We start from the raw sequence: 24828 nt of genomic DNA on the forward strand, positions 1-24828 counted from the left end.
GCGGTTTACGCCCTCTGACCTAGCTCAGGAGCGTTCAAGACCATGCTTGACATCAAATGGATTCGCGACAACCCGAAGGTCCTCGTCGAGGCGCTCAAGAAGCGCTCGTGGTCCAGCGATGACGCGCAGTCCACGGTCGATGATCTGATCGCCAGGGACGAGGCGCGGCGCGAGCATCTCACTGAGCTGCAGACCAGGCAGGAGCGCCGCAACGCCGCCTCGAAGGAGATCGGCAATGCCATGCGTTCGGGCGACGCCGCCCTTGCCGAAAAACTCAAAGCCGAAGTCGGCGAGATCAAGGCTTTCATCCAGAACGGCGAGGCGCGCGAACGCGAGCTCGACAAGGCGCTGAATGACGCATTGGCCGAGCTGCCCAATGTGCCGCTCGACGACGTGCCGGTCGGCAAGAACGAGGACGACAATGTCGTCAAGCGCATCGTCGGCAAGGTGCCAACGCGTCCGAACTGGGTGAAGGAGCATTTCGAGATCGGCGAAGCGCTCGGCATGATGGATTTCGAGCGGGCGGCGAAGCTGTCCGGCTCGCGCTTCACGGTGCTGAAGGGTGGGCTGGCGCGAATGGAACGCGCGCTCGGCCAATTCATGCTGGATCTGCACACGACCGAGCATGGCTATGAGGAGATCCAGCCGCCGCTGATGGTGAAAGACGAGGTTCTTTTCGGTACGGGGCAACTGCCGAAGTTCGAGGAGGATCTGTTCTTCGCCCCGCGTGGAGACGGCAGGCTTGGGCTCATCCCCACCGCTGAAGTGCCACTCACAAATCTCGTGCGCGAGGAAATCACGCCGCATGAAAAACTGCCGCTGCGCTATACGGCGCTGACGCCGTGCTTCCGTTCGGAAGCGGGCTCGGCCGGGCGCGACACGCGCGGCATGCTGCGCCAGCACCAGTTCTATAAGGTCGAGCTGGTGTCGATCACCGACCAGGACTCCTCGCTTGCCGAGCATGAGCGGATGACCGAATGCGCCGAGGAAGTGCTGAAGCGGCTCGGCCTGCCGTTCCGCACCATGACGCTGTGCACCGGCGACATGGGCTTTGGCGCGCGCAAGACCTACGACATCGAGGTCTGGCTGCCGGGCCAGAACGCCTATCGCGAGATTTCGTCATGCTCGGTGTGCGGCGATTTCCAGGCGCGGCGCATGGACGCCCGCTACAAGGACAAAGACGGCAAGGGCAACCGCTTCGTCCACACGCTGAACGGCTCCGGCACCGCCCTCGGCCGCGCTCTTATTGCCGTCATCGAAAACTATCAGAATGAGGATGGCAGCGTAACCATTCCTGAAGCGCTTCGGCCTTACATGGGCGGTCTGGAAAAGATCGAATCGAAATAATGCGCATCCTCCTGACCAATGATGACGGCATCCATGCCGAAGGCCTTGCATCGCTTGAACGCGTCGCCCGGACGCTGTCGGACGATGTCTGGGTGGTGGCGCCGGAGCAGGACCAGTCCGGCTATGCGCATTCGCTTTCGATCTCGGAGCCGCTGCGCCTGAGGAAGATCGGCGAAAAACACTTTGCCGTGCGTGGCACGCCGACCGATTGCGTCATCATGGGCGTGAAGAAGATCCTGCCCGCAGCACCCGACCTTATCCTGTCCGGTGTCAATTCCGGCGCCAACATCGCCGACGACGTCACCTATTCGGGCACCGTCGCCGGCGCCATGGAAGGCGCGCTACTCGGCGTGCGCTCGATCGCGCTCAGCCAGGCCTATTCCTATGTGGGTGAGGATCGCGTCGTTCCCTACGAGACCACCGAGGCGCTGGCACCGGCGCTACTCAAAAAGCTTGTCGCCATGCCCCTGCCGGACGGCGTGCTGCTCAACGTCAATTTTCCCAATTGCGCGCCAGAAGAGGTCGCCGGCACGGTGGTCACCTCGCAAGGCAAGCTCGTCCACAGCCTGTGGGTCGACGAGCGCCGCGACGGCCGCGGGCTTCCCTATTATTGGCTGCGCTTCGGGCGCGAGCCGGTCGAGGGCAAGCAAGGCACCGACCTCTATGCCTTGCGCAACCGGCTGGTGTCGGTGACGCCGCTGCAGCTCGATCTCACCGCTCATGAAATCCGAGATCAACTGACCAAGGCGCTCGCATGAACCTGAACCACGGTCCGACGGTCGACGACCGGGAAGGCTTCGCCGCGTTCCTGCTCCGCTTGCGTGGCAAGGGCGTCGTGCCGAAGGCGCTGATTGCCGCCTTCGAGGCGACGCCGCGGCGCGGCTTCCTTTCCGCGCAGTTCCATCCGATCGCCTGGTCGGACCGGATGCTGCCGATCGAATGCGGCGAGGCGATCGAGGGCGCCGATCTGCAAGCCGCGGTGATCGCAGCGCTTGCCATCGAGCCGGGCAACCGCGTGCTCGAGATCGGCACCGGGTCGGGCTACACGGCGGCGGTGATGTCGCGGCTTGCCGCGCGCGTCGTCACCATCGACCGCTACAAGACGCTGGCCGAGCAGGCCAAACAGCGCTTCGAGGCGCTCGGCATCGGCAATGTCATCGTGCGCCAGGCGGACGGCTCCAACGGATTGGCCAATGAAGCGCCGTTCGACCGCATCGTCGCATGGGTGGCCTTCGACAGCCTGCCGCGCTTCCTGCTCGATCAATTGTCGAGCGGCGGCATCGTCATCGCACCGATCGGACCCGAGGAGGGCGAGCAGGTGCTGGCCAAACTGACCAAGGTCGGCAGCCGATTCGAACGTGAGGACATCGGCCTCGTCCGCCTGCAGCCGATCCTGCGCAGCGTAGCCGCGGTCATCTGATTATCCGAAGCATCGCGCGCTTGGGGGCGGGTGTTTTGTCATCCTAGGGTCCCCGCGACGGAGCTTCGCTCCTGCTTCGCCCTAGGATGACGAAGCTGAGGGCCTTCGGCCAATTCTTCGTCTCCGGCTCGGCCTGAATCTCGATCCCCTACGTTCAGCCTTAAATATTTTAAGAAAATTTGCGTCTGATTCTAGAGGTTTAACCGACCAGTAACATTAACGCGCTTTAATCACGGTCAGTCTGTACCGGGTATCTGCGGGTAAATGCGATGCAATTCAGTATTTTGAAGGCAAACGGACGCAACCTGGCGCGCGGTTTCGCCGTCCTTATGGTTGCGGGCACCGCGGCGGGATGCAGTTCCCAGGTCTCGCGGTTCAACAGCGTCGATGACGTCTTCATCTCCTCGACCAACAACCAGCGCACCATCATCGACAAGCAGGACGCCGCCCAGCCTTATCCCGGCGATGTCCCGGTCTCGGCCGCGCCGCTCGACGGCAGCCATACCCAGTCGGTCAGCCGCTCAAGCCTCGAACCGGTTACGACACAGCAATTGCCGCCGGTCAGCCAGTCGCAGCCAGCCCCCGCGTTGGTGCCGGCCCGCACCGCTTCGGCGCCAGCCGCCCCCCAGGTCGACCGGACTGCAACCGGGACAGTGGCAAAGCCGTTCAAGGACGCACAGCCCGACGCTCCGCGCATGGCGACGGCAGGCGGCGAACCGCGCGCCACCGAGATCATCGTTAGGGATGGCGAGACCATTTCCGGCCTGTCGCGGCGCTACGGCGTGCCCGCCGATGCCCTTATGAAAGTCAATGGGCTGAGCGCGACCAACGGGCTGAAGACCGGCCAGAAGCTCGTCATCCCGGCCTATGCCTATTCGGGCAAGAAACCGGCGCCGAAGCTTGCCGACGCCAAGCCTGCGAACGACACCAAGCACGATTTGCCGGCCAAGGCGCCGGAGATGGTAGCCGTGCTGCCGCAGCAGCCGAAGCTCAAGGAGGGCAAGTCCGCCGCGCAGGTGGATGCCTCGGCGGCCGCGAGCCAGCCGAAGGACGGAAAACCCGCGTCCAGGACGGCTGGTGCCGGTGGCACCTACACGGTCCAGCAGGGCGATACGCTGTCGGCCATCGCCAGGAAAACCGGCGTCGGCGTGGCTGCGTTGAAGCAGGCGAACGGCATGCAGGACGGCCTGCTCAAGATTGGCCAGACCCTGAAGGTGCCGGCCGGCGGAACCGCGACGGTTGCCAGCGCCAAGCCGGCAAAGGTCGATCCGGTAACGACAGCCACCACTCCGCCTGCGGCAAAGACCACGCCGTCGGAGACGCTCGCCGCCTACACGCCGCCGAAGAAGGATGCGAAGGTCATCCAGCAGGCCGAGGACGATGACGCGGTGGCGCCCAACGCCACCGGCATCGGCAAGATGCGGTGGCCGGTGCGCGGCCGCGTGATCTCCGGCTTTGGCGGCGGCAAGGACGGCGTCGACATCGCCGTGCCGGAAGGAACCCCGGTCAAGGCGGCCGAGAACGGCGTCGTCATCTATGCCGGCGATGGTCTCAAGGAATTCGGCAATACGGTGCTGGTGCGCCACGAGAACGGATTGGTCACGGTCTATGGCCACGCCCGTTCGATCGAGGTCCAGCGCGGCCAGAAGGTCAAGCGCGGCCAGGAAATCGCGCAGTCCGGCATGAGCGGCACCACCGACTCGCCGAAACTGCATTTCGAAGTCCGCAAGAACTCGGCACCGGTCGATCCTTCGACCTATCTTGAATAAAGAAGTCGATCCTTCGACCTATCTCGAATAGAATTCGACGTATCTCGAATAGAAAAAGAAAAGCGATTGCGAGCCGCCTGACCTCCAGTCCGGCCCGCCGGCTCAGCCCGCTCCGCAAGGGGCGGGCTTTTTCAGTTTTCTGGATGAACGCTAGTGGCGCGGCACAGGGAATTTGACGGGTTGGATGCCTGTTGGCGGCCAGGATTTTATCGGTCGTTTCGGTGGGCTGTCATAACGGCCGAAGCTGCTCAACTTCGTCATCCTGGGGCGTAGCAAGGAGCGAAGCGACGCAGCGCAGACCCCAGGATGACGAAGCGATGGGCATTTCCGCTAATCGCCAAGGCATGCGGTCCGTCAACGCAAGCGCGTCCGACCTGTCAAAATTCTGCGCCGAGGAATTAAATTAATCCTTGAGCGATTTGCCGAGCCGGCCTGCCAGATCCTGGGTGAACTGCCAGGCGACGCGGCCTGAACGGCTACCGCGCGTCGTCGCCCATTCCAGCGCCTCGGCGCGCAGCGTCTCGGGGTCGATGGCAAGGCCGTGATGGCTGATATAGCCGTCGATCATGTCGAGATACTCGTCCTGTGAGCATTTGTGGAAGCCGAGCCAGAGGCCAAAACGATCGGACAGCGAAACTTTTTCCTCGACCGCCTCCGACGGGTTGATGGCGGTCGAGCGCTCATTGTCGATCATGTCGCGCGGCAGCAGATGTCGCCGGTTCGAGGTGGCGTAGAAGATCACATTGGCCGGCCGGCCCTCGACGCCGCCCTCGAGCGCCGCCTTCAGCGACTTGTAGGACGTGTCATCATGGTCGAAGGAGAGGTCGTCGCAAAACAGGATAAAGCGGTAAGGTGCTGCCTTCAGCAAATTCATCAGCTTCGGCAGCGTGTCGATGTCCTCGCGGTGGATCTCGATGAGCTTGAGCGGCAGCTCCAGCTTTGCCGACGCATTGACGGTGGCATGCACAGCCTTGACCAGCGAGGATTTTCCCATGCCGCGTGCGCCCCACAACAGGATGTTGTTGGCTGCGTAACCGGAGGCGAAACGCTCGGTATTGTCGACCAATATGTCGCGGACACGGTCGACGCCGCGGATCAGGCCGATGTCGACGCGATTGACCTTGAGCACCGGCTCCAGATAGCCGGCATCAGCCTGCCAGACGAAGCAATCGGCCTTGCCGAGATCGGTTTCCGGCACCGGCGGCGGAGCGAGGCGGGCGACCGCCTCGATCAGGCGGTCGAGCTTCTTGTTCAGGGCTTCGATGGTGCTGTCGCTCATTTTATCTTTGCACTCAGGAGGGGATGACACGGAACCTAATTTGGTTCCGGCGTTTCGGAACCAGTTCCAACCTTTTGTTAGAACATGATCTTTTCCGAAAACCGGGCGTCGTTTTTTGGGATCATGCTCTAACACGGCTCAACCAGCCGGAAAAGCAGCTGAAATGCTTGGCCGCAGTTGCATTGGCAACTTTACCGACTATATTCCGGCGAAATTTCACGGGCCGCCAAATTTCCCCAGGACGGTTTGGCGGCTGTCTTTCAAAATTCAGGAGTACCTAGATGTTCGTGACACCGGCATACGCCCAAGGCGTCGGCGCCTCCCCGGATATGTTCATCAGCATTTTGCCGTTTGTCCTAATTTTCGTGATCATGTATTTTCTGATCATCCGGCCGCAGCGCACTCAGTTGAAGAAGCGCGGCGAGATGCTGGCGGCGGTTCGCCGCGGCGACACAGTCGTCACCGGCGGCGGTTTCGTCGGCAAGGTGACCAAGGTGATCGACGACAATGAACTCGAGATCGATCTCGGCGGTGGAACCAAGGTAACGGCGCTGCGCTCGACGATCGCCGACGTGCGCGTCAAGGGCGAGCCGGTGGCGAACCAGAACGCCAAGAAATAACCGGATGTCGCGGAACGATCCGCCAGAACGCCCTGACGGACCGCGCCAACTGCTGTATTTTCGCGCTTGAAGATGACTCTGATCTGCGGTGGGTGTGGCCATCGCAGGGGCTCTGATGCGCCCAGTCTTCTCGCCGCCAGCCCGCTCGCCCCGTCCAGGGCGCCAACGATCTCGTCGTGCTATTGCCCGCTGGTGCCTTGCCAGCAAGATTGACAATAGTTGAAGAAAGCCCGATGGCAGCACCAAAGTGAACTGTCTTGTGCTCGAGGCGAGCATTTGGCGAAACCAGAACGCCAAGAAATAACCCCATTCCAGGCGGAACGATCCGCCAGAACGCCCTGACGGACGACGCCATATGCTTTATTTCTCGCGCTTCAAGATGATCCTGATCTGGCTGGCCGTGGCCGCCACAGTGATCCTCGCTGCGCCCAATCTGTTCTCTGCCAGCACGCTGGCCCAGCTTCCCAGCTGGGTGCCGAAGCGCCAGATGACGCTCGGCCTCGATCTGCAGGGCGGCTCGCATATCCTGCTCAGGATGGATCCGAACGATCTGATCAAGGATCGGCTGGAGACGACGCGCGACGAAATCAGGACGCGGCTGCGCGACGCCAAGATCGGTTACACCGGCCTTTCCGGATCAGGCCGGGCCGTGCAGGTCCGCATCACCGATCCCGGTCAGCTCGAAGCCGCCAAGGCGGCGCTGAAGACATTGACCGACCCGGTGGCCGCCGGCCTGTTCAGCGGCGGCTCCGTCCAGGAGATGTCGCTTGATGATTCCGAACCCGGCCTGCTCAAGTTCGCCGTCACCGATGCCGGCATCAAATACCGCACGTCGACGGCGTTGGCGCAGTCGCTCGAGGTCGTCGAGCGCCGCGTCAACGAACTCGGCACCACCGAGCCGATCGTGCAACGCCAAGGCGAAGACCGCATTCTGGTGCAGGTGCCGGGCCTGCAGGATCCGCAGCGGCTGAAGGACATTCTTGGCCAAACCGCCAAGCTGACCTTCCAGATGGTCGACCAGTCGATGCCGGTGCAGGACGCGCTCAACGGGCGCCCGCCGGCGGGATCATCGGTGTTGTATTCGCAGGATGATCCGCCGGTTCCGTATCTGATCGAGAACCGGGTCATCGTTTCGGGCGAAAATCTCACCGATGCGCAGGCGACGTATAATTCCCAGACCAACGAGCCGGTGGTTTCGTTCACCTTCGATTCCAAGGGAGCGGCGCGCTTCGGCCAGGCGACCTCGCAGAATGTCGGCAAGCTGTTTGCCATTATCCTCGACAATCAGGTGATTTCGGCGCCGCAAATCCGCGAACCGATCCTTGGCGGCAGCGGCCAAATCTCGGGCAATTTTACCGCCGAGAGCGCCAACGACCTCGCCGTGCTGTTGCGTGCCGGCGCGCTACCGGCGACGCTGACGGTGATCGAAGAGCGCACAGTTGGTCCTGGGCTCGGCGAAGATTCCATTCACGCCGGCAAGGTCGCCGGCGTGGTCGGGTCGATTCTCGTCGTCGCCTTCATGTTCGTCGCCTACGGCTTCCTCGGCTTCCTCGCCAACCTTGCGCTGGCGGTGCATGTGGCGATGATCATCGGGCTGCTGTCGCTTCTGGGCGCGACGCTGACCTTGCCGGGCATTGCCGGTATCGTGCTGACCATCGGCATGGCGGTCGATTCCAACGTTCTCATCTACGAGCGCATCCGCGAGGAGCGAAGAGCCGGCCGCTCGGTCATCCAGGCGATCGACACCGGTTTCACCAAGGCTCTGGCGACCATCGTCGATTCCAACGTCACAGCGCTGATCGCGACCGTGGTGCTGTTCTGGATCGGCACGGGGCCGGTGAAGGGTTTTGCCATATCCTTCGCCATCGGCATTCTGACTACCGTCTTCACCGCCTTCACCTTCACCCGGTTGCTGGTGTCGATCTGGCTTCGCCGGGCGCGGCCGAAGGAATTGCCGCGGGCGCCGGTGACCTTCATTCCGCCCGGTACGAGAATTCCGTTCATGGGCATCCGCCGCTGGACGTTCGCTCTGTCGAGCCTGCTATCGGTGCTGTCGGTCGTGCTGTTCATGACCGTCGACATCAATTACGGCATCGACTTCAAGGGCGGTTCGCTGATCGAGGTGCAGGCCAAGGATGGCACCGCCGATCTTGCCGATATCCGCGGCAGGCTGACGGAACTCAATATCGGCGAAGTGCAGGTCCAGCAATTCGGCGAGCCGAACGACGTTTTGATCCGCGTCGGCACACAGGATGGCGGCGAGAATGCCGAGCAGACCGTCATCGACAAGGTGCGCGGCGAGCTGCAGGACCAGTATGATTTCCGCCGCGTCGAAGTGGTGGGGCCGACGGTTTCTGGCGAGCTCGCCAAGCAAGGCACGATCGCTATGCTGGTCGCGCTGCTTGGCATCCTGGCCTATGTGTGGTTCCGCTTCGAATGGCAGTTCGCGGTCGGCGCCATCATCGCCACGGTCCACGACATCGTCATGACCATCGGCTTCTTCGTCATCACTGGGCTCGAATTCAACCAATCGTCGCTGGCGGCGATCCTGACCATCATCGGCTATTCGCTGAACGACACGATCGTCGTCTATGACCGTGTTCGCGAGGATCTCAGGAAATACAAGAAGATGCCGCTGCCGGAATTGTTGAACAACGCCATCAACGAGACGCTGTCGAGAACGACGCTGACCGCGGTGACGACGATCCTGGCGCTTCTGGCGCTGGTCCTGTTCGGCGGCGAGGTGATCCGCTCGTTCACGCTGGCGATGCTGTTCGGCGTCGTCTTTGGAACCTATTCGTCGATCTTTATCGCCGCTCCGTTGCTCATCCTGTTCAAGCTGCGGCCACAGGCCGCGGCGGCCGACGAGGAGAAGCGGGTGAGCGGCGGCAAAGCCGTGGCAACCTGACGATTGCTGCGCCCGTGGCAAAAGGCATCGTCATCCGCGAAGCGCATTTCCCCGGCCGTGCGCCGATCGAGGCCTACGGCAATGGCGGGTTCCGTTTCGCCGACATGTCGCATCGCGGCTCGCTGCTGTGCCTGCCGTCGGGCATCTACGGTTGGGAGCCGGCCGACCCCCTGGCGCTGACGGCGGCGGATTTCGCCAAGCTGCTCAACGAGGCTGACAAGGTCGAGATCCTGCTGGTCGGCGCCGGCAAGGATCTCAGGCCGTTGCCGGCAGCGCTGCGTGCCGCGCTGAAGGCGGCGGGCATTGCGGCCGATCCGATGTCGACCGGGGCGGCCGTGCGCACCTATAATGTTCTTCTGGCGGAAAACCGTGCGGTGGCCGCCGCACTGATCGCCGTCGAGTGACGTGAGCGAAAACGCCAAAATCGTCATGGAAACGGTGCGAGCCGCCGACCATGACCGCTATGTTTCCGCGCTCTATGCGCCTGAGGACAAGCGTGACGCGCTGTTTTCGCTCTATGCCTTCAATGCCGAGATATCTGGCATCCGCGACCGTATCCGCGAGGCGCTGCCGGGCGAGGTGCGGCTGCAATGGTGGCGCGATGTCATCGCAGCCGAGGACGACGGGGCAGGTATCGGTCACCCAGTCGCGGACGCGTTAAAGGCGACGATTTCCGCCCACCGTCTGCCGAAACTTGCCTTCGATAATATGCTCGAAGCCCGCATCTTCGATCTCTATGACGACCCTATGCCGTCTCGCATCGATCTGGAAGGCTATTGCGGCGAGACCGCAGCGGCGCTCATCCAGCTTGCGGCGATGGTGCTTGACCCCGCCCAAGCGCCGCGGTTTTCCGAACTTGCGGGCAGGGCAGGCTGCGCACAGGCGATGACCGGCCTGTTGCTGCTGCTGCCGCAGCACCGCAAGCGCGGGCAATGCTTTGTCCCGGCCGACATTCTGGCCGCGGCAGGGTCGTCGCCCGAGGAGTTCGTTGCGGGCGATGGTGGGCTGGGGGCGGAACGCGCTGTGGCGGCGATGATCGCGCTGGCGCGGGAACATCTTGCGGCATTCGAAGGCGGCGCGTCGGCTTTGCCGGTTTCGCTGCGCCCGGCATTTCTGCCGCTGGCTCTCTCGCGCGCCTATCTCAGCAAGATGGAAAGTTCTCGTCATTCGCTTCTGAGCGGCGCGACACGGCTTTCGGCCTGGCGCCGGCATTGGCTGCTGTTGCGCTGCGCGACGCGAGGCTGGCCGGACGCCTGAAGGCTGCCAAGTATGAGGAATCCAGAAAGCCGGAACTACCACCGCAGCCGTTGAGGTCTGTCACGATGGATCGCTCGATCCGGCATCGCGCATCAGCATCTCGTAGTCGCGACCACCATAGAAGATGTTGACGATGCGAACGAGATCGTCGCTGACAACGTAAGCAATGATCGCGGAGTGCTCGAACGGTCGTCGCGCGATCGGCCGCCGCGAGGCGCATTGCCGATGCTCTGACAGCGGTCTTCGATGCGCAAGACGAACTTCAGCGCGACATCCGGATTCCCGCCAGCCTCTACGATGTTTCTGAAAATGTCGGCCGGATCATTCCTGGCAGTTTCTCGATACTCGACCTCAAGCCGCTGAATCATCAGCACGGCTCGAATGTCGGGCGACGAATTCCCGAAGGTGAGCGCGAACCTCTTCTCCCGAATAGCCCGGTCTCGTATCCTCGATCGATGCCTTCACGCGCGCCCTGATCGAGGCCATGCGCTCGGCATGCTCTTCCTCCTCGCGCTGGAAGGCGCGAAGTGCTGCGCGGATGACTTCGCTTGCCGATCCGAAGGAGCCGTCCTCGACTTTTTCCCGGATCATGCGCGCCATGGCAGGCGTGATGGTGACTGACAGCTTCTCGGCGGGCTCCATGGAATTGCTCCCTATGATGGAGAGTAGGATAGTATCCTACTCTCCCGGCGCCCGATCGACAAGAACAGACAGGCGGACTATTCCGCCGCCTCCGCCCGCGCTGGCAGCCCCAGCCATTCGCGGCAGTCGGCCAGCGCGCGCGATGTCACCGCACGCCGCTTGGCGACGGTCTTGTCCTTGCCGCGCAGGCGCTTTCCCTCTGACTTCGGTGCTTCCACCGGTGGGAACAGGCCGAAATTGACATTCATCGGCTGGAAGGAGCGTTTTCCCGGCTCGTCGTCGGAGACGATGTGACCGCCGGTGATGTGGTTGAGCAGCGCGCCAAAGGCTGTGGTCAACGGTGGCAGCGCCGGTGCGTGGCCCAACCGTTCGGCGGCGGCAAAGCGACCGGCAAGCAGGCCGATGGCCGCACTTTCGACATAGCCTTCGCAACCGGTGATCTGGCCGGCGAAGCGCAGGCCGGGCCGCGATTTCAGCTGCAGCGAATGGTCAAGCAGCGTCGGCGAATTGATATAGGTGTTGCGGTGCAGGCCGCCGAGGCGGGCGAATTCGGCGTTCTCCAGGCCCGGGATAGTGCGGAACACGCGCACCTGCTCGGCGTGCTTCAGCTTGGTCTGGAAGCCGACCATGTTGTAGAGCGTGCCCAGCGCATTGTCCTGGCGAAGCTGCACGACGGCATAGGCCTTCACCGACGGATTGTGCGCATTAGTCAGCCCCATCGGCTTCATCGGCCCATGGCGCAGCGTCTCGACGCCGCGCTCGGCCATGATCTCGATCGGCAGGCAGCCGTCGAAATAGGGCGTGCCTTCCCATTGCTTGAATTCGGTCTTTTGGCCCTCCAGAAGCGCCCCTACGAAGGCGAGATATTGCTCCTTGTCCATCGGACAGTTGATGTAATCCTTGCCGGTGCCGCCGGGTCCGACCTTGTCGTAGCGTGACTGGAACCAGCAAATGTCCATGTCGATCGTGTCGAAATGGACGATCGGCGCGATGGCATCGAAGAAGGCGAGCGCATCCGCGCCGGTCACTTCCGCGATCGATTGGGCGAGCCCAGGTGCGGTCAGCGGGCCGGTGGCGATGATCGCCTGGTCCCAGTCCGCAGGCGGCAGACCGGGCACTTCCTCGCGCTGGATGGTGATGAGCGGGTGCGCTTCGAGCTTGTTGGTCACCGCTTCGGAAAATCCGTCGCGGTCGACGGCAAGCGCGCCACCGGCCGGCACCTGGTTTGCATCGCCGGCGCTCATGATCAGCGATTCGGCCAGCCGCATTTCGGCATGCAGCAGGCCGACGGCGTTGGTCTGCGCATCGTCGGAACGGAAGGAATTGGAACAGACCAGTTCGGCCAGCCCATCCGTCTTGTGCGCATCGGTGCCGCGGACGGGGCGCATTTCATGCAAGACAACGGGAACGCCGGCTTCGGCCGCCTGCCAAGCGGCTTCGGAGCCGGCGAGACCGCCGCCGATGACGTGAATGGGATTCTTGTTCATGAGCGCCGAAATAGTCGCTTGTAGCTGCGATTGCAATTGCCCGAGTTAGCCGCGCTGTTGGCGCCAAGTGCTGCAATCGTCTACTGTCGGAGAATGGACGGGAGTCTCGGGATCTTTGCCAAAGTGATCTTTCTGGTAGCCGTGATCGCCATGGGCGGATCAGCGGCCGCCGGCGAACTGGCCGCGACGGCCTCCAAGCGGATCCCCATATGCCATGGCTATAGTTGCAACTATCGCACGATGTTGGCGCTTGGCCCCGGTGACGGCGCGCGTTTCCGCTCCATCCTGCGTGCGGGCGCGGGTTCGCCCCAAGCCGAGCGTTCCGCTGTCAAGAAAGCTGTCCGCTATTTCGAGCAGCGCATTTTCCGGGCTACCGGCGTTCGCGATCTGGCGCAGTCGGAATTCGGTGCATCGCGCATCAAGGGCCAGATGGATTGTGTCGACGAATCGACCAATACGCATGCGCTGCTGGTCTACCTTGCCGAGCGAAAATTGCTCAGGTTTCACAAGGTCGAGGACAATGCCTCGCGAGGCCTGTTTGTCGACGGGCGCTATCCCCATTGGACGGCGGTGATCAGCGACCGCGGAGGCACCGAATGGGTGGTGGATTCCTGGTATGCGGCGATGGGCGGCGCGCCGGACATTTTTCCGCTGAGCCAGTGGAAGAAACGGGGCGTGCTGGAAAGCGGTGCGCTGGACTGAGGACAGGGGACGTCCCGCCAAAACGGCTCCCAGAGTGAATCGACCCTGAAAACAACAACACCCGCCGGGGGAGGAGGTCCGGCGGGTGTCGTTTTGCTGGCCGATCCTCGGGAGGAGGTGAAGATCGACCGTATTCGTCATCGCCGGGGAGGAGGTCGGCTTTGACGAAATTCGTTTCGCCTGATGAAAGGGGGCGAAACCCTTGGGGACGAAACTCGTTTCGCCCTGGGAAACAGCGCCCGCCGCGGGAGGAGGTGCGGCGGGCGCCGTTTTTGTGGTCAACCCTCGGGAGGAGGTGAAGGCTGACCGTATTCGTCAGGGTCGGGGAGGAGGTCGACCCTGGCGAAATTCCGTGATTAGATCGCCTTGCGGGCGATGATCTTGATCTCGTCGCGGACGATACCGAGATCATGCAGCTGGCGGTTCGAAAGGCGACCCAGCTCGGTAACCGTCGAGCGATAAACGCGCCAGTTCCGATAGTTGCGGATCAGGTTCATTGTCGTTCTCTTTTCAAGTCAAACTGGTTCGGACCATTCGCGGTCCGAAGAGGATTAGACCGCCTTGCGAGCGACGTAGTGGATATCGCTGCGGCTGATGCCGAGGTCGGTCAGTTCGCGGTTGCTCAGGCGGCTCAGCTCGGAAACGGTGTCCCGGTAGCGGCGCCAGTTGCGGTAGTTGCGGATCAGGTTCATGGTATTTCTCGTTTCGTCTTTCTTTCGGATCATTCCGTCTTTGTGTACGCCCTGAAGATAGGTGGGGTCATATCGATTTAAAAGCGCTATTGGTGCATGGCAGCAATGCAAATTGTGCAATGCACCATCACGCGGCGCTCACGTGTTCGACATAGATAAGCCGGAATCGGAAAATGTCGTGGCGTCAACGATTTGGCCGGGTCGGCTGAAAAAAAGACCAAGCTGGGGGAGAAAGGTATGGCGAGCTATTCGTCACGCGTCAGGGCCGATATCGCACGATGGCTGCAGGCCAGCCTGATCGATGCCCCGACAGCCGACGCGCTGACGCGCGACGTCGAAGCCAATCAACGGAGATCGCTGAGCTTCGGTTCGATCCTGGCGATGATGGCGGCGCTGCTGTTTGGCGCGGCCGTCCTGATCTTCGTCGCTGCCAATTGGGAAGTCATCCCGCGGCTGGCGCGGGTGGCGGCGCTCTTCGCGATCATCATCGCCGGCTATGTCGGCGGCGCGGTGCTGAAGACACGCGACCACGCTGCGATCGGCGAGGCGCTTTGGATCGTCGCCGCGACGGCATTCGGCGGATCGATCGCGCTGATCGGTCAGATGTATCATTTGTCTGGCGACGAGGCGTCGGCCTTGATCACCTGGGGCGCAGGCACGGCCTTGGCGGCGGTTGCGCTGCGCTCGAACCCGCTGACCGTTGCTGCTGTCGGCATCGCCGATGCCTGGCTGTTTCTGAAGGGCTTCGATTATTTTAGTCGCACGGAGTTCCCGCATTTCTTCATCGTCATGGCGATCGTGCTGTTCGCCATTTCGTTTTGGACGCGCAGCCAGGCGGCGCGGCACCTGATCATCCTGTCGGTCATCTTCTATCTCGTGCTGATGGTAATGGAATACGAAACGCTGCTGGTCGCTGTCCCGCTCGTCGTCGTGTCGGCGCTGCTTTTCGCGGCTGCGATCTTCGCCGCGGGGCCCGTCGACAGGATCGTGCAACTTAGCGGCCGGCTGCCCCTGCACGCGCTGATTGGATTTCTCACCGGCCTGGCGATGATTCAGTTCGAGCTGGCCGACGATAACAACAACAGCGGCTTTGCCATCGCCTCGGCCATTGCGCTTGCCGGCATTGTCGCTGCAATCATGTTGGGCGGCCGCGAAAGCAGAGGTCTGCGCTGGATCGCCTATGCCGGTTTCGCCTTCGAACTCGCCATCATCTATGTTGTGATGTTGCAGTCGATGCTCGACACGGCAGGCTTCTTTCTTGCGGCAGCAGTGCTTCTCGGCATCCTTGCCCTTGTCATCATCCGCATTGAAAAGCGCATGAGGTCCCCAAGCGTGGAAGGAGCGGCGGCATGATGACCGGCAAAAAACTGATCATTTCGGCGGTGGTGCTGGCGCTCGTCCAGATCGGTTTCCTGAGCTGGATCATCGCCGGCCGGGCTGCGATCCTGCGCGACGGCAGGCAAGTGCTGCTGAGGGTCGAACCGATCGATCCGCGCGATCTCCTGCGCGGCGACTATATTTTGCTCAGCTACGATATTTCGCGGATACCGGTGAAGCTGATCGCCAACATCCCGGCCGGCAAGCTGACGAGCGACGATACGCCGATCGTGGTCAGGCTGAAGCAGGGCGCCGACGGCTATTGGGGTGCGACCTCGGCCTGGTTCGGGCAAGCGCCGGCGCCGGCAGCATCGGATGAAGCCGACATCGTCGGACACGTATCCGCAGGCTGGGATCTCAGCCCGGAAGCAACAGCGATCATGCCGGACTATGGCATCCAGCGCTTCTATCTGCCCGAAGGCGAGGGGATGGCGATCCAGAACGACATGCGGGTGCGGCCGTTCGGCGTCCGTATTGCAATCGCAGCCAACGGCACGGCGCAGATCAAGGCGCTGATGGACGGCGACAGGACGCTGTTCGAGGAACCGCTTTATTAGACCGGAAAGCGTGGCCGGCTCGGACAGCATCAAACATGACAATTATCCTGACGACACGACAAGACATAAATCTCAGCTCTGTTTTCCGCGTCGCCTGGAAGAAAGACAGGGTGCAAATCAGCGGCAAGGCCTTGCAGCGCATCGCAGAGTGTCGCGCGTCGTTCCTGCGTCTCATTGAAACCGACCCTGTACCGGTCATCTATGGCGTGACCACCGCCATGGGAGAACTGGCGAGCCGGCAGCTCGAACGAGGGGAGCGGGGTCGCCATGCACGCATCAAGGCGTTCGCAGCCGCCACTTCGTTCGGCGAGCCTTTGCCGGGCCGCGTGGTGAGGGCGATTGTGCTTGCCCGGCTGGCGAATTTCCTCGAAGGAAACGCCGCGACCACACCACGCATGGCGCTCGCCGTCGCCGCGATGCTGGACGGCGGACCGATGCCCATGGTGCCATCATCCGGCCAGGGCGGCGCCGGTGAAATCCTCGCGCTCTATCCGCTGTTTGCTGAGCTTTCGACGCGCTTCGACCTGGAGGTCAAGGAACGGGGCTCCCTGATCAACGGCTCGCCTTGCGCTGCCGCACTTGTGGCCGATGCGGCCTTGGCGGCTCGCCGCCGCATTCGCCTTGCCGAAAGAGTCTTTGCGCTTTCGATCGAAGCGTTTCGCGCGCCGCTCGAACATTACGACCCGGCGCTCGACGCGCTTTGGGGCGATGAACACGAAGCAGTGGCGCTGCGGGGATTGAGGGCGTTTCTTGCCGGCGCCGGCACCGGGCGCCGTAATTATCAGGCGCCGGTCAGCTACCGCATCGTCCCTCGCATCCTCGGACACGCGCATCGCGCGCTGGCATCGGCAGAGCGTGCGGCCACCGTGTCACTCGCTTCGATCTCGGACAACCCTGTCTACATCCCGCCTGACGACGGGCATCCGTTCGGGCGTTGCATCAGCACGGGCGGCTATCACAATGCCATGGCAACACCCGCCCTGGATGATCTGGCGGCGATATGGGCCGATATCTGCCTCTTGTGCGACCGACACGCCTCGAAGCTTCTTAACGGCAAGGTGTCGCTCCTACCCGATCTGCTTTTGACGGGGCGGGACTGGAGCGACAGCGACGGTCACGGCAATGTCGGCTATGTGCCGATGGCGATCACGGGTTATCTGGAGCAGGCGAAACTTTCGGCCCAGCGCACCTTCATCCCGGGAACGGAATCGGCCGGCGCCGGCCAGGACGATGTCGCGACGACGGTCTTCCTCGCATGGACGAAGGAAGCACGCGCCGGCCGCTGCCTCGATGCCGCGATGGCGATGCTGGCTGTGATCGCCTCGCAGGCACTGCATGTCACCGAGCGCGTGGCGCCTCCGGCGCTTCAGTCGTTCGTCGCGGATATCAGGAGCATCGTGCCGCCAGTCGGCGAGGATCGCGTGCTGGGACCCGAGCTTGCGAATTTGACCGAATGGTTCACGCGCCAGGTCTTTGAGGAGTAGGCTCCCATAGTGGTGCGGATGAAGGGACTCGAACCCCCACGCCTTTCGGCACTGGAACCTAAATCCAGGGCGTCTACCAATTCCGCCACATCCGCATTGCCCGGCCAATCCCATGTAGCCATCATTCTGTCAATGTCGCGGTCAAAATAGGGGCCGTTGGCCGGTGCGCGAAGATGGTTGAAAATTAGCCGCGCCTGTGACAAAAGGCGTGTCGAATGTGACGGGATGCGACGATCCGCTTCTGCAGAATGTGATAAGAAGTAGGAAAAACAAAGACTTATTCACATTTGGAGCGTATTTCTGGAGGATTTGAGCCGCTTTGGGCGGACAAATCCTGAAGTCCCGCACCAAAAGCCATTCTCGGCAAGATCATACCGGCAGGTTGTAAACGGCAGGAGCCGTTTGGCGGCCTCATTGGTGAAAACAAAGGTTCTATGATGCAGGTCACCGAAACGCTCAACTCCGGTCTCAAGCGCGAGATCAAGATCACCGTGCCGGCCGGTGACATGGAAGCCAAGCTGATGGCGCGGCTTACCGACGCCAGGAACAAGGTCCGCATCAACGGCTTCCGTCCCGGCAAGGTGCCGGTGCAGCACTTGCGAAAGGTCTATGGCAAGTCGTTCATGGCCGAAGTGGTCAACGAGATCCTCAACGATTCGACCCGTTCGGTCATAACCGGGCGCGGCGAAAAGGCTGCCATGCAGCCCGAAGTGATCATGACCGAGGACGAGAAAGAGGCCGAGAAGATCCTGGCCGGCGGCGCCGACTTCGAGTTCCGGCTGAATTACGAGATCATTCCGCCGATCGAGATCAAGGATTTCTCCGACATCAAGGTGACGCGTCAGGTGTTCGACGTGCCTGACACCGAAATCGACGAGCAGGTCCAGCGTGTCGCCGAATCGGCGCGCAGCTACGAGCCGAAGACCGGCAAGGCCGCCGAAGGCGACCGCGTGACGATCGACTATGTCGGCAAGATTGACGGCGAAGCCTTCAGCGGCGGCGCCGGCACGGACCAGCCGCTGGTGCTCGGCTCCAAGGAATTCATTCCCGGCTTCGAGGATCAGCTCATCGGCAGCAAGGCCGGCGACGAGACGCAGGTCACGGTCACGTTCCCGGAAAACTACCAGGCGGCGCATCTCGCCGGCAAGGAAGCGACCTTCGACGTCACCGTCAAGGAAGTGTCACAGCCAGGTGCGTTGGAGATCAACGACGAAACGGCCAAGAATCTCGGCCTGGAGTCGCTGGAGCGCCTGCGTGAAGTGGTGCGCACCCAGATCGAGAACCAGTTCGGCTCGATGACACGCCAGAAGATCAAGCGCCAACTGCTCGACCAGCTCGATGCCGCCTACTCGTTCGAGGCGCCGTCGAAGCTCGTCGAGGCCGAGTTCAACAACATCTGGAACCAGGTCAACCGCGATCTGGAAACCGCCGGCCGCACCTTCGCCGACGAGGAGACCACGGAAGAAGAGGCGCGCACCGAATATATGCGGCTTGCCGAGCGCCGTGTGCGTCTCGGCCTGGTTCTCGCCGAAATCGGCGAGAAGGCCGGCGTCACCGTGTCGGACGACGAATTGCAGCGCGGCCTGTTCGAGCAGGTGCGCCGCTATCCGGCCGCCCAGCAGCAGGAAGCCTTCGAATTCTACCGCAGCAATCCCGAAGCGCTGAACACGCTGCGCGCACCGCTGTTCGAGGAGAAGGTGGTCGACCATCTGCTCGGCCAGATCTCCGTCACCGACGTCAAGGTCAGCAAGGAAGAGCTGATGGCCGACGACGAGGACACCGAGACGGCCAAGGCGAAGCCGGCGAAGAAAACCGCCGCGAAGAAGGCTGACGCCAAGCAGGCCGACGATGCGGAAGAGCCGAAGAAAAAGGCCGCGCCGAAGAAAAAGGCTGCCAAGGACGCCGAATAACACCGCGTTCTGCGGATGGTGAAAGGCCGCCCTCGAGGCGGCCTTTTTCGTTGCTGTCGATGCCGCAAGGCCGCAACCGTCACCGCCACCGCCCTAATCGCGAGGCAATTGAGTGAGGAGGATCCGCATCACCGTCACCCGTTCGGGCAGCTCAACGAGAAACTCTTCGTCGCGCGGCAGGTGATGGATCTTGCGCGGGTCGCCGCCGGTGAAGCTCGCCATGGCGTCGACGTCTGGCCAGTATGAGATCGTCACGAACTCCGTTTCTTCTTCGCGATCTTCGCGAAACAACTGCACGCCAAGCGCCTTCTCCTGAAGCGGCGGAATGCCTTCGCGGCGCAGATATGGCTCGTAGGCGTCTGCCAGATCGCGGCGCGTCCTTCCCCGCCAGATCCGGGCAATTGTGGCGTTGTCGGTCATGAAGTACTCCTCTGTGCGGGCGAATAATCCAGGACCTTGCCGAGAAACCGTCGCGCCAAGGGCAGGGCGGCCTCGAAATGGGTTTCCAGCAGCCAATGCCCGGCGTCGTTTAGCAAATGCAGTTCGGCCTCGGGGAGATCGCGCAGATAGGCGCGCGCTGCCGGCTCGGGCATGTATTCGTCCTTCGGCCCCCAAAGGATCATTGCCGGCGGCCGCTGTTCGCGCAGGTATTCCTGGTAACGAGGGAACCAGTCGAGGTTAGCCTTGAGCTTCTCCATCAGTCCGACCGAAAGCGCACGGCGCACCGGCGTATCCATCAGCGGCCAATGCAATTTCCACATATCGGGCGGCACACGTCGGGCGACGTCGTCATCGACTTCGCCGACGAACTCGGCGCGAAAGCCGTCCTCGCTCACCGCTTCTTCCAGCGGCGCGCGGTTCTCTGGTGAAGGATCCCGCCAGAAGCGCCGGATCGTTTCGTATTTGGGGCCAAGCGCATCCGCGTAGATGTCGCCGTTCTGGATGATGAGGGCCCTGATCCGGGATGGATGCGCTATTGCGTGGCGCAGGCCGATCTGCGAGCCGTAGTCGTGCAGCCACAGCGCATAGCTTTCGAGCCCCAGCGCGTCGGTGAACCGCTCCAGAAAAGTCGCGTAGGCGTCAAAATCATAACCGAACCGCGCCGGATCGGGCGTTCCACTGTAGCCAAAGCCGGGGAAGTCCGGCGCGACCGTCCGCCACCGATCGGCGAGCGCCGGCATCAGCCGGCGATATTGGAAGGATGAGCAGGGATAGCCATGCGGAAGCAGCAGCACCGGCGCGGCTTCAGGGCCTGCCTCTCTGTAGAAGACCGTCTCTCCATCGATCGTGAGGGTGACGTGGCGCACCTCGAGAACGCTGCTGTCGTTCATGGACGCTTCTTTGATCTTTGATCTTGCTGACGTTGAACCCGTAGCTGGTCTAACGCCTTTGGTCGGGATGCGTTCCGGCTGTGCGCCGATCGAGCTGCCTCATCGCTTCGGCGGCAATCTTGCCGGTAGGCTTCTTCTATCTGCCAGCTAGATTCTGTGGTATGTAGATGCCGCAATTCCATACGCCAGAAGCGGATATTCCGCTCTGTCGTGCAAAGGGGCGCATGCCGTGTCGGCACGCGCAGATCGTCCAAGGCAGATTTGGCGATCGGGGAGGAAATGCCATGCGCGCAATCGCGTTTTTCGCCGCCGTGTCCGCTGCGACGTTCATCACGAGCCAATCCCAGGCACAAGATGCCGCCGCGGGCGAGAAGGTCTTCACCAAGTGCAAGGTCTGTCACGTCGTGGACAAGGACCAGAACAAGGTCGGTCCGTCGTTGAGCGGCGTTATCGGCCGAACGGCCGGCACGCATCCGGGGTTCAAATATTCCAAAGCCATGACCGAGGCCGGCAAATCCGGCGTCAAATGGGATGAAGCCACGCTGACGAATTATCTTCGCGATCCCAAAGCCATGATCAAAGGCGGGAAGATGGCGTTTCCCGGCCTCAAGAAGGACGAGGATCTTGCCAACGTCATCGCCTATCTGAAGCAATTCTCCAAATGACCCGGTTCTTCCGCCAGGAAGTAACCTGGCTCTTCCGCCGGCCGATGCGCCGGCCAGATTGCCTGCCTCCATCGGTGGTCGCCTGAAATGTCGGCTCGGGAAAGCGGCCTCGAGGATACCGGTATCCAGATCTCTGAAGCGACGGTCAGTGATTTCTTCGCGCTTCTGAAACCACGCGTCATGGCGCTTGCTGTTTTTACCGCTTTCGTTGGTCTGATGGTGGCGCCCGGGGTGATGAATCCGGTCATTGCCGTCATTGCAATCGGTGCAATTGCGGTTGGGGCAGGAGCGGCCGGGGCTCTCAACATGTGGTACGATGCCGATATTGATGCGTTGATGTCGCGCACGTCAAAACGGCCGATCCCATCAGGCCGGGTCACGCCAGGCGAAGCTCTCGGCTTCGGTCTGGTGCTTTCCGTACTTTCGGTCATTACGCTCGGCGTGCTGGTGGGATGGCTTGCCGCGGCGCTGCTGGCCTTCACCATTTTCTTCTACGTCGTCGTCTATACGATGTGGCTGAAACGCTCGACGCCGCAGAATATCGTCATAGGCGGCGCCGCGGGTGCTCTTCCTCCTGTCATCGGGTGGGCGGCGGCCACTGGCGCGGTCGGGATTGAAAGCCTCATCCTGTTTCTGATCATTTTCCTCTGGACGCCGCCGCATTTCTGGGCGCTCGCGCTGTTCAAGATCGGCGACTATGCAGCGGCCGGCATCCCCATGATGCCGAACGTGGCCGGCCAGGCTTCGACCAGAAAACAGATCTTCGGCTATTCGCTGATCCTGGCACCAATCGGCGTGCTGCCTTGGGCTCTTGGATTCGCGAGCGGATTCTACGGGATTGTTTCGGCCGCATTGGGCGCAGGCTTCATCTGGCATGCGTGGAAGCTGCTGGTCGACAAAAGGCGGGTTGAAGGGTGGGAGATGAAACGCGCAAAGGCGCTGTTTGCCTATTCGATTTTCTATCTTTTCGCGATCTTTGCCGTGCTGCTTGCCGACACCATCGTATTGCGTGCCGTCATATCAGCCGGAAATTGACGGTATGCCTGTCTCGTGGCTCAAGTGAATCCTGATGTTCTCGGATTGCTTGCCAGATTGAGACAGTGAGTCGGCGATTGCCGAACGAGGTGTGCCTGAACCTGCTCGAACCTCACGTTGGAACTGCACAGAATCCCAGCAACAGCAGAATAACTATGCCAAGGCCGAGTATGAGAACGGTCTTTCCATCCATGACCTTCACCCTGCAACCCACTTTGGAGAATATCGGAGAAAGGCCGTTAGAGCTAGCCTGATCACTGGAGCCGCGCTGTTCTGACAAAGGGCGACAAACGCCATGCAAGAGAGTATGTTGATCATGGTGCAGGTCGCGGTTTTGCGTGGCCAGTCACGCTGAACGACGGCACCGTGAACCGCGACCTTACCGGACCTGGTCTGGAGGAATGGTCATGGCAAGTTTTCATGTGATTGCAGGCGCCAGCGAGACGCTGGAACACACCAGAATTCGAAAGATTGGCGTTTCCGACCTTTTCGACGCGCTCAGGCGTGGCGTCGACGATTTCATGGTCAAACCGTCGCATATCGTTTTCCTCTGCCTGATCTATCCGCTGGTCGGCGTCGTGCTCGCTGTCTGGACATCGGGCAACAATGCGCTGCCGCTGTTGTTTCCGCTGGTGTCAGGTTTTGCGCTGATCGGTCCATTCGCGGCGCTCGGCCTCTATGAGATCAGCCGGCGACGCGAGGCCGGGCTGGACGCCTCCTGGAGCCACGCTTTCGAGGTCAGGAATTCTCCGGCGCTGCCGGCCATCGCAGCGGTCGGCATCATGCTGCTTGCGATCTTCATCGCCTGGCTTTTGACCGCCCAGGCATTTTACCAGACCCTCTTCGGCCCGGCCCCGCCGGAATCGCTGTCCGGCTTCATCAGTGAAATATTCGCCACCGGACGTGGCTGGACGCTGGTTATCCTTGGGCACGCTATCGGTTTCGTCTTCGCCGCGGTCGTGTTGTGCACCACAGTCGTCGCGTTCCCGTTGTTGCTCGACCGCGACGTCGGTGCCTATGAAGCCATTCACACTTCGGTGCGCGTGGTCCTGGCGAACCCGATCGTAATGGCTGTCTGGGGACTGATTGTCGCCGTCGCCTTGATCATAGGCTCGCTGCCGGTGTTCGCCGGGCTGGCGGTCGTGCTGCCGATCCTCGGTCACGCCACCTGGCACGTCTATCGCAAAGTTGTGGAATCGCCGGCTTCCACCAAGCCGGCGAGCTGAAAATCCTGGCCTGCCGTGCCGGCCGGCACGGCAGGCCAGAGCTTTCAGTAAGCCGGGTAGCTAAAGCGGGCCTGGCGAGCGTCGCTGGTCAGGTTGCGGAAATCCTTGCCGCTGACATGCACCAGCGTCCTGTGGTCGCCGCCCTCGAAATAGATGTCGTCGGCCTTGCCGAGGCTTTCATCGAGAATCACCGGCACATCGTAGGCCCCGCCGATCGGCGGGACGGCGCCGGTGTCGCAATCCTCGAAGAGCGAAACCACCTCGTCTTCGGAGGCCAGGCCGATACGCTGGTCCATGACGTCCTGCAACGTGCCGAGCTCGATCCTGTGGGTGCTGGGGACCACGGCCAGCGCATAGCCGCCGTCGTGGTGAACGACCACCGATTTGGCCATTATGCTGCCGGGCACATGCGCCGCTATTGCCGACTGCCTGCTTGTCGACGTGCGGTGGTGCTCGACGGTTTCATAGGAAATTCCTTTCCCGTCGATAAAGTCCTTGAGTCTGTTTGCGATCGTCATCCTGAGCCTCCCTTGCTGGAGTTCGCGACGCATGTGGAAACGAGCGCAATCATTCTGCTTCTGTCGTTTCCCGTACCAACGAAAATGGGCCAGCTGTCGATTGTTTCAAGGCAAAGGGGAGCGGACCGCAAATAGCGCTTCCAGCTCCTGAGGGGAGACGCCGTCGACAAACCCTGTGCCCGGATTGCGCGTCAGGGCTCGGCCCCAAAAAACACCATCCGGGTGAGAAGCGTGTAATCCGATTCGAAGACCATCATTGCCACGAACACCAGCACCAGTATCGGCGGCAATATGATCGCATATGTCAGCGCCAGCCGTTCCCAGGCCATGTGCATAAAGACGGCGACGATCAGCCCGGCCTTGAGCATCATGAAGATCAGGATCAGCGACCATCTGAGATAGCCCTGGAGGCCGACATAATCGACCAGATAGGAGCAGGCGCTGAGGATGAACAGCCATGCCCAGACCACCAGATAGAGCTTGATCGGGTGCTCCTGGCGAACCTCCGCCGGCGCGATGCCAGTCGCTGCCGGATCATGCGCTTGAGCTCCGTGCAGCGTGTGTTGCCCCAGGCCGTTTGCGGTTGCTTCAGCCATATCTGC

Annotated in this window: 26 protein-coding genes and 1 tRNA gene; 16 read left to right on the forward strand and 11 right to left on the reverse strand. The window is 61.8% G+C overall.

Annotated features, from left to right (window positions below):
• The first annotated feature begins 42 nt into the window (after positions 1-42).
• The 4 genes from serS (at position 43) to EJ075_RS25535 (ending at position 4536) form a co-directional block, all read left to right on the forward strand.
• A complete protein-coding gene (gene serS / locus EJ075_RS25520; protein ID WP_126106221.1) occupies positions 43-1347 on the forward strand; it encodes a serine--tRNA ligase in 1305 nt (434 codons plus the stop codon).
• The gene (gene surE, locus EJ075_RS25525) at positions 1347-2105 is read left to right on the forward strand and encodes a 5'/3'-nucleotidase SurE (RefSeq protein WP_126106222.1); all 759 of its coding nucleotides are present in this window, start codon (positions 1347-1349) and stop codon (positions 2103-2105) included. Before serS ends, surE begins: the two co-directional genes overlap by 1 nt.
• Positions 2102-2767, forward strand: coding sequence for a protein-L-isoaspartate(D-aspartate) O-methyltransferase (locus EJ075_RS25530; RefSeq protein WP_206437509.1), 666 nt, complete (start codon positions 2102-2104; stop codon positions 2765-2767). The genes surE and EJ075_RS25530 overlap by 4 nt, the downstream gene beginning before the upstream one ends.
• Positions 2768-3036: 269 nt before the next feature.
• Entirely contained in the window at positions 3037-4536 is a 1500-nt protein-coding gene (locus EJ075_RS25535; protein ID WP_126106223.1) for a peptidoglycan DD-metalloendopeptidase family protein, read from the forward strand.
• 403 nt (positions 4537-4939) lie between these two features.
• On the opposite strand, the gene EJ075_RS25540 is transcribed toward EJ075_RS25535, so the two are convergent.
• Complete coding sequence (locus EJ075_RS25540; RefSeq protein WP_126106224.1) at positions 4940-5815, reverse strand: ATP-binding protein; 876 nt, start codon at positions 5813-5815, stop codon at positions 4940-4942.
• 281 nt (positions 5816-6096) lie between these two features.
• Here EJ075_RS25540 and yajC point away from each other — a divergent pair, with 281 nt between their 5' ends.
• From yajC to EJ075_RS25560, 4 genes are all read left to right on the forward strand, one after another.
• Positions 6097-6435: a preprotein translocase subunit YajC gene (yajC, locus tag EJ075_RS25545; RefSeq protein WP_008876289.1), complete on the forward strand. Its 339-nt coding sequence runs from the start codon at positions 6097-6099 to the stop codon at positions 6433-6435.
• A 355-nt stretch (positions 6436-6790) separates the two neighbouring features.
• On the forward strand, positions 6791-9343 hold the full coding sequence (gene secDF / locus EJ075_RS25550) for a protein translocase subunit SecDF (RefSeq protein WP_126106225.1): 2553 nt from the start codon (positions 6791-6793) through the stop codon (positions 9341-9343).
• A gap of 14 nt (positions 9344-9357) precedes the next feature.
• On the forward strand, positions 9358-9747 hold the full coding sequence (locus EJ075_RS25555; RefSeq protein ID WP_126106226.1) for an Mth938-like domain-containing protein: 390 nt from the start codon (positions 9358-9360) through the stop codon (positions 9745-9747).
• Between the two features lies 1 nt (position 9748).
• Entirely contained in the window at positions 9749-10600 is an 852-nt protein-coding gene (locus tag EJ075_RS25560) for a phytoene/squalene synthase family protein (protein ID WP_164547182.1), read from the forward strand.
• Positions 10601-10692: 92 nt separating this feature from the next.
• On the opposite strand, the gene EJ075_RS25565 is transcribed toward EJ075_RS25560, so the two are convergent.
• From EJ075_RS25565 to trmFO, 3 genes are all read right to left on the reverse strand, one after another.
• On the reverse strand, positions 10693-10968 hold the full coding sequence (locus EJ075_RS25565) for a type II toxin-antitoxin system RelE/ParE family toxin (RefSeq protein WP_348627338.1): 276 nt from the start codon (positions 10966-10968) through the stop codon (positions 10693-10695).
• Entirely contained in the window at positions 10952-11242 is a 291-nt protein-coding gene (locus EJ075_RS25570) for a type II toxin-antitoxin system ParD family antitoxin (protein ID WP_126106227.1), read from the reverse strand. Before EJ075_RS25570 ends, EJ075_RS25565 begins: the two co-directional genes overlap by 17 nt.
• 77 nt (positions 11243-11319) lie before the next feature.
• Positions 11320-12729, reverse strand: a complete 1410-nt coding sequence (gene trmFO / locus EJ075_RS25575; protein WP_126106228.1) for a methylenetetrahydrofolate--tRNA-(uracil(54)-C(5))-methyltransferase (FADH(2)-oxidizing) TrmFO — start codon at positions 12727-12729, stop codon at positions 11320-11322.
• Between the two features lie 123 nt (positions 12730-12852).
• Here trmFO and EJ075_RS25580 point away from each other — a divergent pair, with 123 nt between their 5' ends.
• Complete coding sequence (locus EJ075_RS25580; protein ID WP_245458008.1) at positions 12853-13431, forward strand: hypothetical protein; 579 nt, start codon at positions 12853-12855, stop codon at positions 13429-13431.
• Between the two features lie 356 nt (positions 13432-13787).
• Here EJ075_RS25580 and EJ075_RS25585 read toward each other — a convergent pair whose 3' ends face one another.
• The gene (locus EJ075_RS25585; RefSeq protein ID WP_095485458.1) at positions 13788-13928 is read right to left on the reverse strand and encodes a DUF1127 domain-containing protein; all 141 of its coding nucleotides are present in this window, start codon (positions 13926-13928) and stop codon (positions 13788-13790) included.
• 54 nt (positions 13929-13982) lie between these two features.
• A complete protein-coding gene (locus tag EJ075_RS25590; protein ID WP_006335194.1) occupies positions 13983-14123 on the reverse strand; it encodes a DUF1127 domain-containing protein in 141 nt (46 codons plus the stop codon).
• Between the two features lie 237 nt (positions 14124-14360).
• Here EJ075_RS25590 and EJ075_RS25595 point away from each other — a divergent pair, with 237 nt between their 5' ends.
• From EJ075_RS25595 to EJ075_RS25605, 3 genes are read left to right on the forward strand one after another with little or no spacing between them, the layout of a single operon-like run.
• Entirely contained in the window at positions 14361-15476 is a 1116-nt protein-coding gene (locus EJ075_RS25595) for a DUF2157 domain-containing protein (protein ID WP_126106229.1), read from the forward strand.
• Positions 15473-16057, forward strand: a complete 585-nt coding sequence (locus EJ075_RS25600) for a GDYXXLXY domain-containing protein (RefSeq protein WP_126106230.1) — start codon at positions 15473-15475, stop codon at positions 16055-16057. The genes EJ075_RS25595 and EJ075_RS25600 overlap by 4 nt, the downstream gene beginning before the upstream one ends.
• A 35-nt stretch (positions 16058-16092) precedes the next feature.
• Positions 16093-17541: an aromatic amino acid lyase gene (locus EJ075_RS25605; protein WP_126106231.1), complete on the forward strand. Its 1449-nt coding sequence runs from the start codon at positions 16093-16095 to the stop codon at positions 17539-17541.
• Between the two features lie 10 nt (positions 17542-17551).
• On the opposite strand, the gene EJ075_RS25610 is transcribed toward EJ075_RS25605, so the two are convergent.
• Positions 17552-17636 (reverse strand) — tRNA-Leu (locus tag EJ075_RS25610).
• Positions 17637-17978: 342 nt separating this feature from the next.
• On the opposite strand from EJ075_RS25610, the gene tig reads away from it, so the two are divergent.
• Positions 17979-19451 (forward strand): trigger factor, encoded by a 1473-nt coding sequence (gene tig / locus EJ075_RS25615; protein WP_126107459.1) that lies wholly within the window; start codon positions 17979-17981, stop codon positions 19449-19451.
• Positions 19452-19544: 93 nt separating this feature from the next.
• On the opposite strand, the gene EJ075_RS25620 is transcribed toward tig, so the two are convergent.
• The gene (locus tag EJ075_RS25620) at positions 19545-19871 is read right to left on the reverse strand and encodes a hypothetical protein (RefSeq protein ID WP_126106232.1); all 327 of its coding nucleotides are present in this window, start codon (positions 19869-19871) and stop codon (positions 19545-19547) included.
• On the reverse strand, positions 19868-20782 hold the full coding sequence (locus EJ075_RS25625) for an alpha/beta hydrolase (protein WP_126106233.1): 915 nt from the start codon (positions 20780-20782) through the stop codon (positions 19868-19870). The genes EJ075_RS25620 and EJ075_RS25625 overlap by 4 nt, the downstream gene beginning before the upstream one ends.
• A 284-nt stretch (positions 20783-21066) precedes the next feature.
• Here EJ075_RS25625 and EJ075_RS25630 point away from each other — a divergent pair, with 284 nt between their 5' ends.
• The 3 genes from EJ075_RS25630 to EJ075_RS25640 all read left to right on the forward strand — a co-directional run bounded on the left by EJ075_RS25630 (position 21067) and on the right by EJ075_RS25640 (position 23708).
• The gene (locus EJ075_RS25630; protein WP_126106234.1) at positions 21067-21447 is read left to right on the forward strand and encodes a cytochrome c family protein; all 381 of its coding nucleotides are present in this window, start codon (positions 21067-21069) and stop codon (positions 21445-21447) included.
• A gap of 87 nt (positions 21448-21534) precedes the next feature.
• Positions 21535-22482 (forward strand): heme o synthase, encoded by a 948-nt coding sequence (locus EJ075_RS25635; protein ID WP_126106235.1) that lies wholly within the window; start codon positions 21535-21537, stop codon positions 22480-22482.
• A gap of 407 nt (positions 22483-22889) precedes the next feature.
• On the forward strand, positions 22890-23708 hold the full coding sequence (locus tag EJ075_RS25640; protein ID WP_095485451.1) for a DUF2189 domain-containing protein: 819 nt from the start codon (positions 22890-22892) through the stop codon (positions 23706-23708).
• Between the two features lie 44 nt (positions 23709-23752).
• On the opposite strand, the gene EJ075_RS25645 is transcribed toward EJ075_RS25640, so the two are convergent.
• Both EJ075_RS25645 and EJ075_RS25650 read right to left on the reverse strand, forming a co-directional pair.
• A complete protein-coding gene (locus EJ075_RS25645) occupies positions 23753-24226 on the reverse strand; it encodes an aminoacyl-tRNA deacylase (RefSeq protein WP_095485450.1) in 474 nt (157 codons plus the stop codon).
• Between the two features lie 191 nt (positions 24227-24417).
• Positions 24418-24822, reverse strand: coding sequence for a cytochrome C oxidase subunit IV family protein (locus EJ075_RS25650; protein WP_126106236.1), 405 nt, complete (start codon positions 24820-24822; stop codon positions 24418-24420).
• Positions 24823-24828 lie beyond the last annotated feature (6 nt).

It is taken from the genome of Mesorhizobium sp. M6A.T.Cr.TU.016.01.1.1 (assembly GCF_003952585.1).
Classification (GTDB): domain Bacteria; phylum Pseudomonadota; class Alphaproteobacteria; order Rhizobiales; family Rhizobiaceae; genus Mesorhizobium; species Mesorhizobium mediterraneum.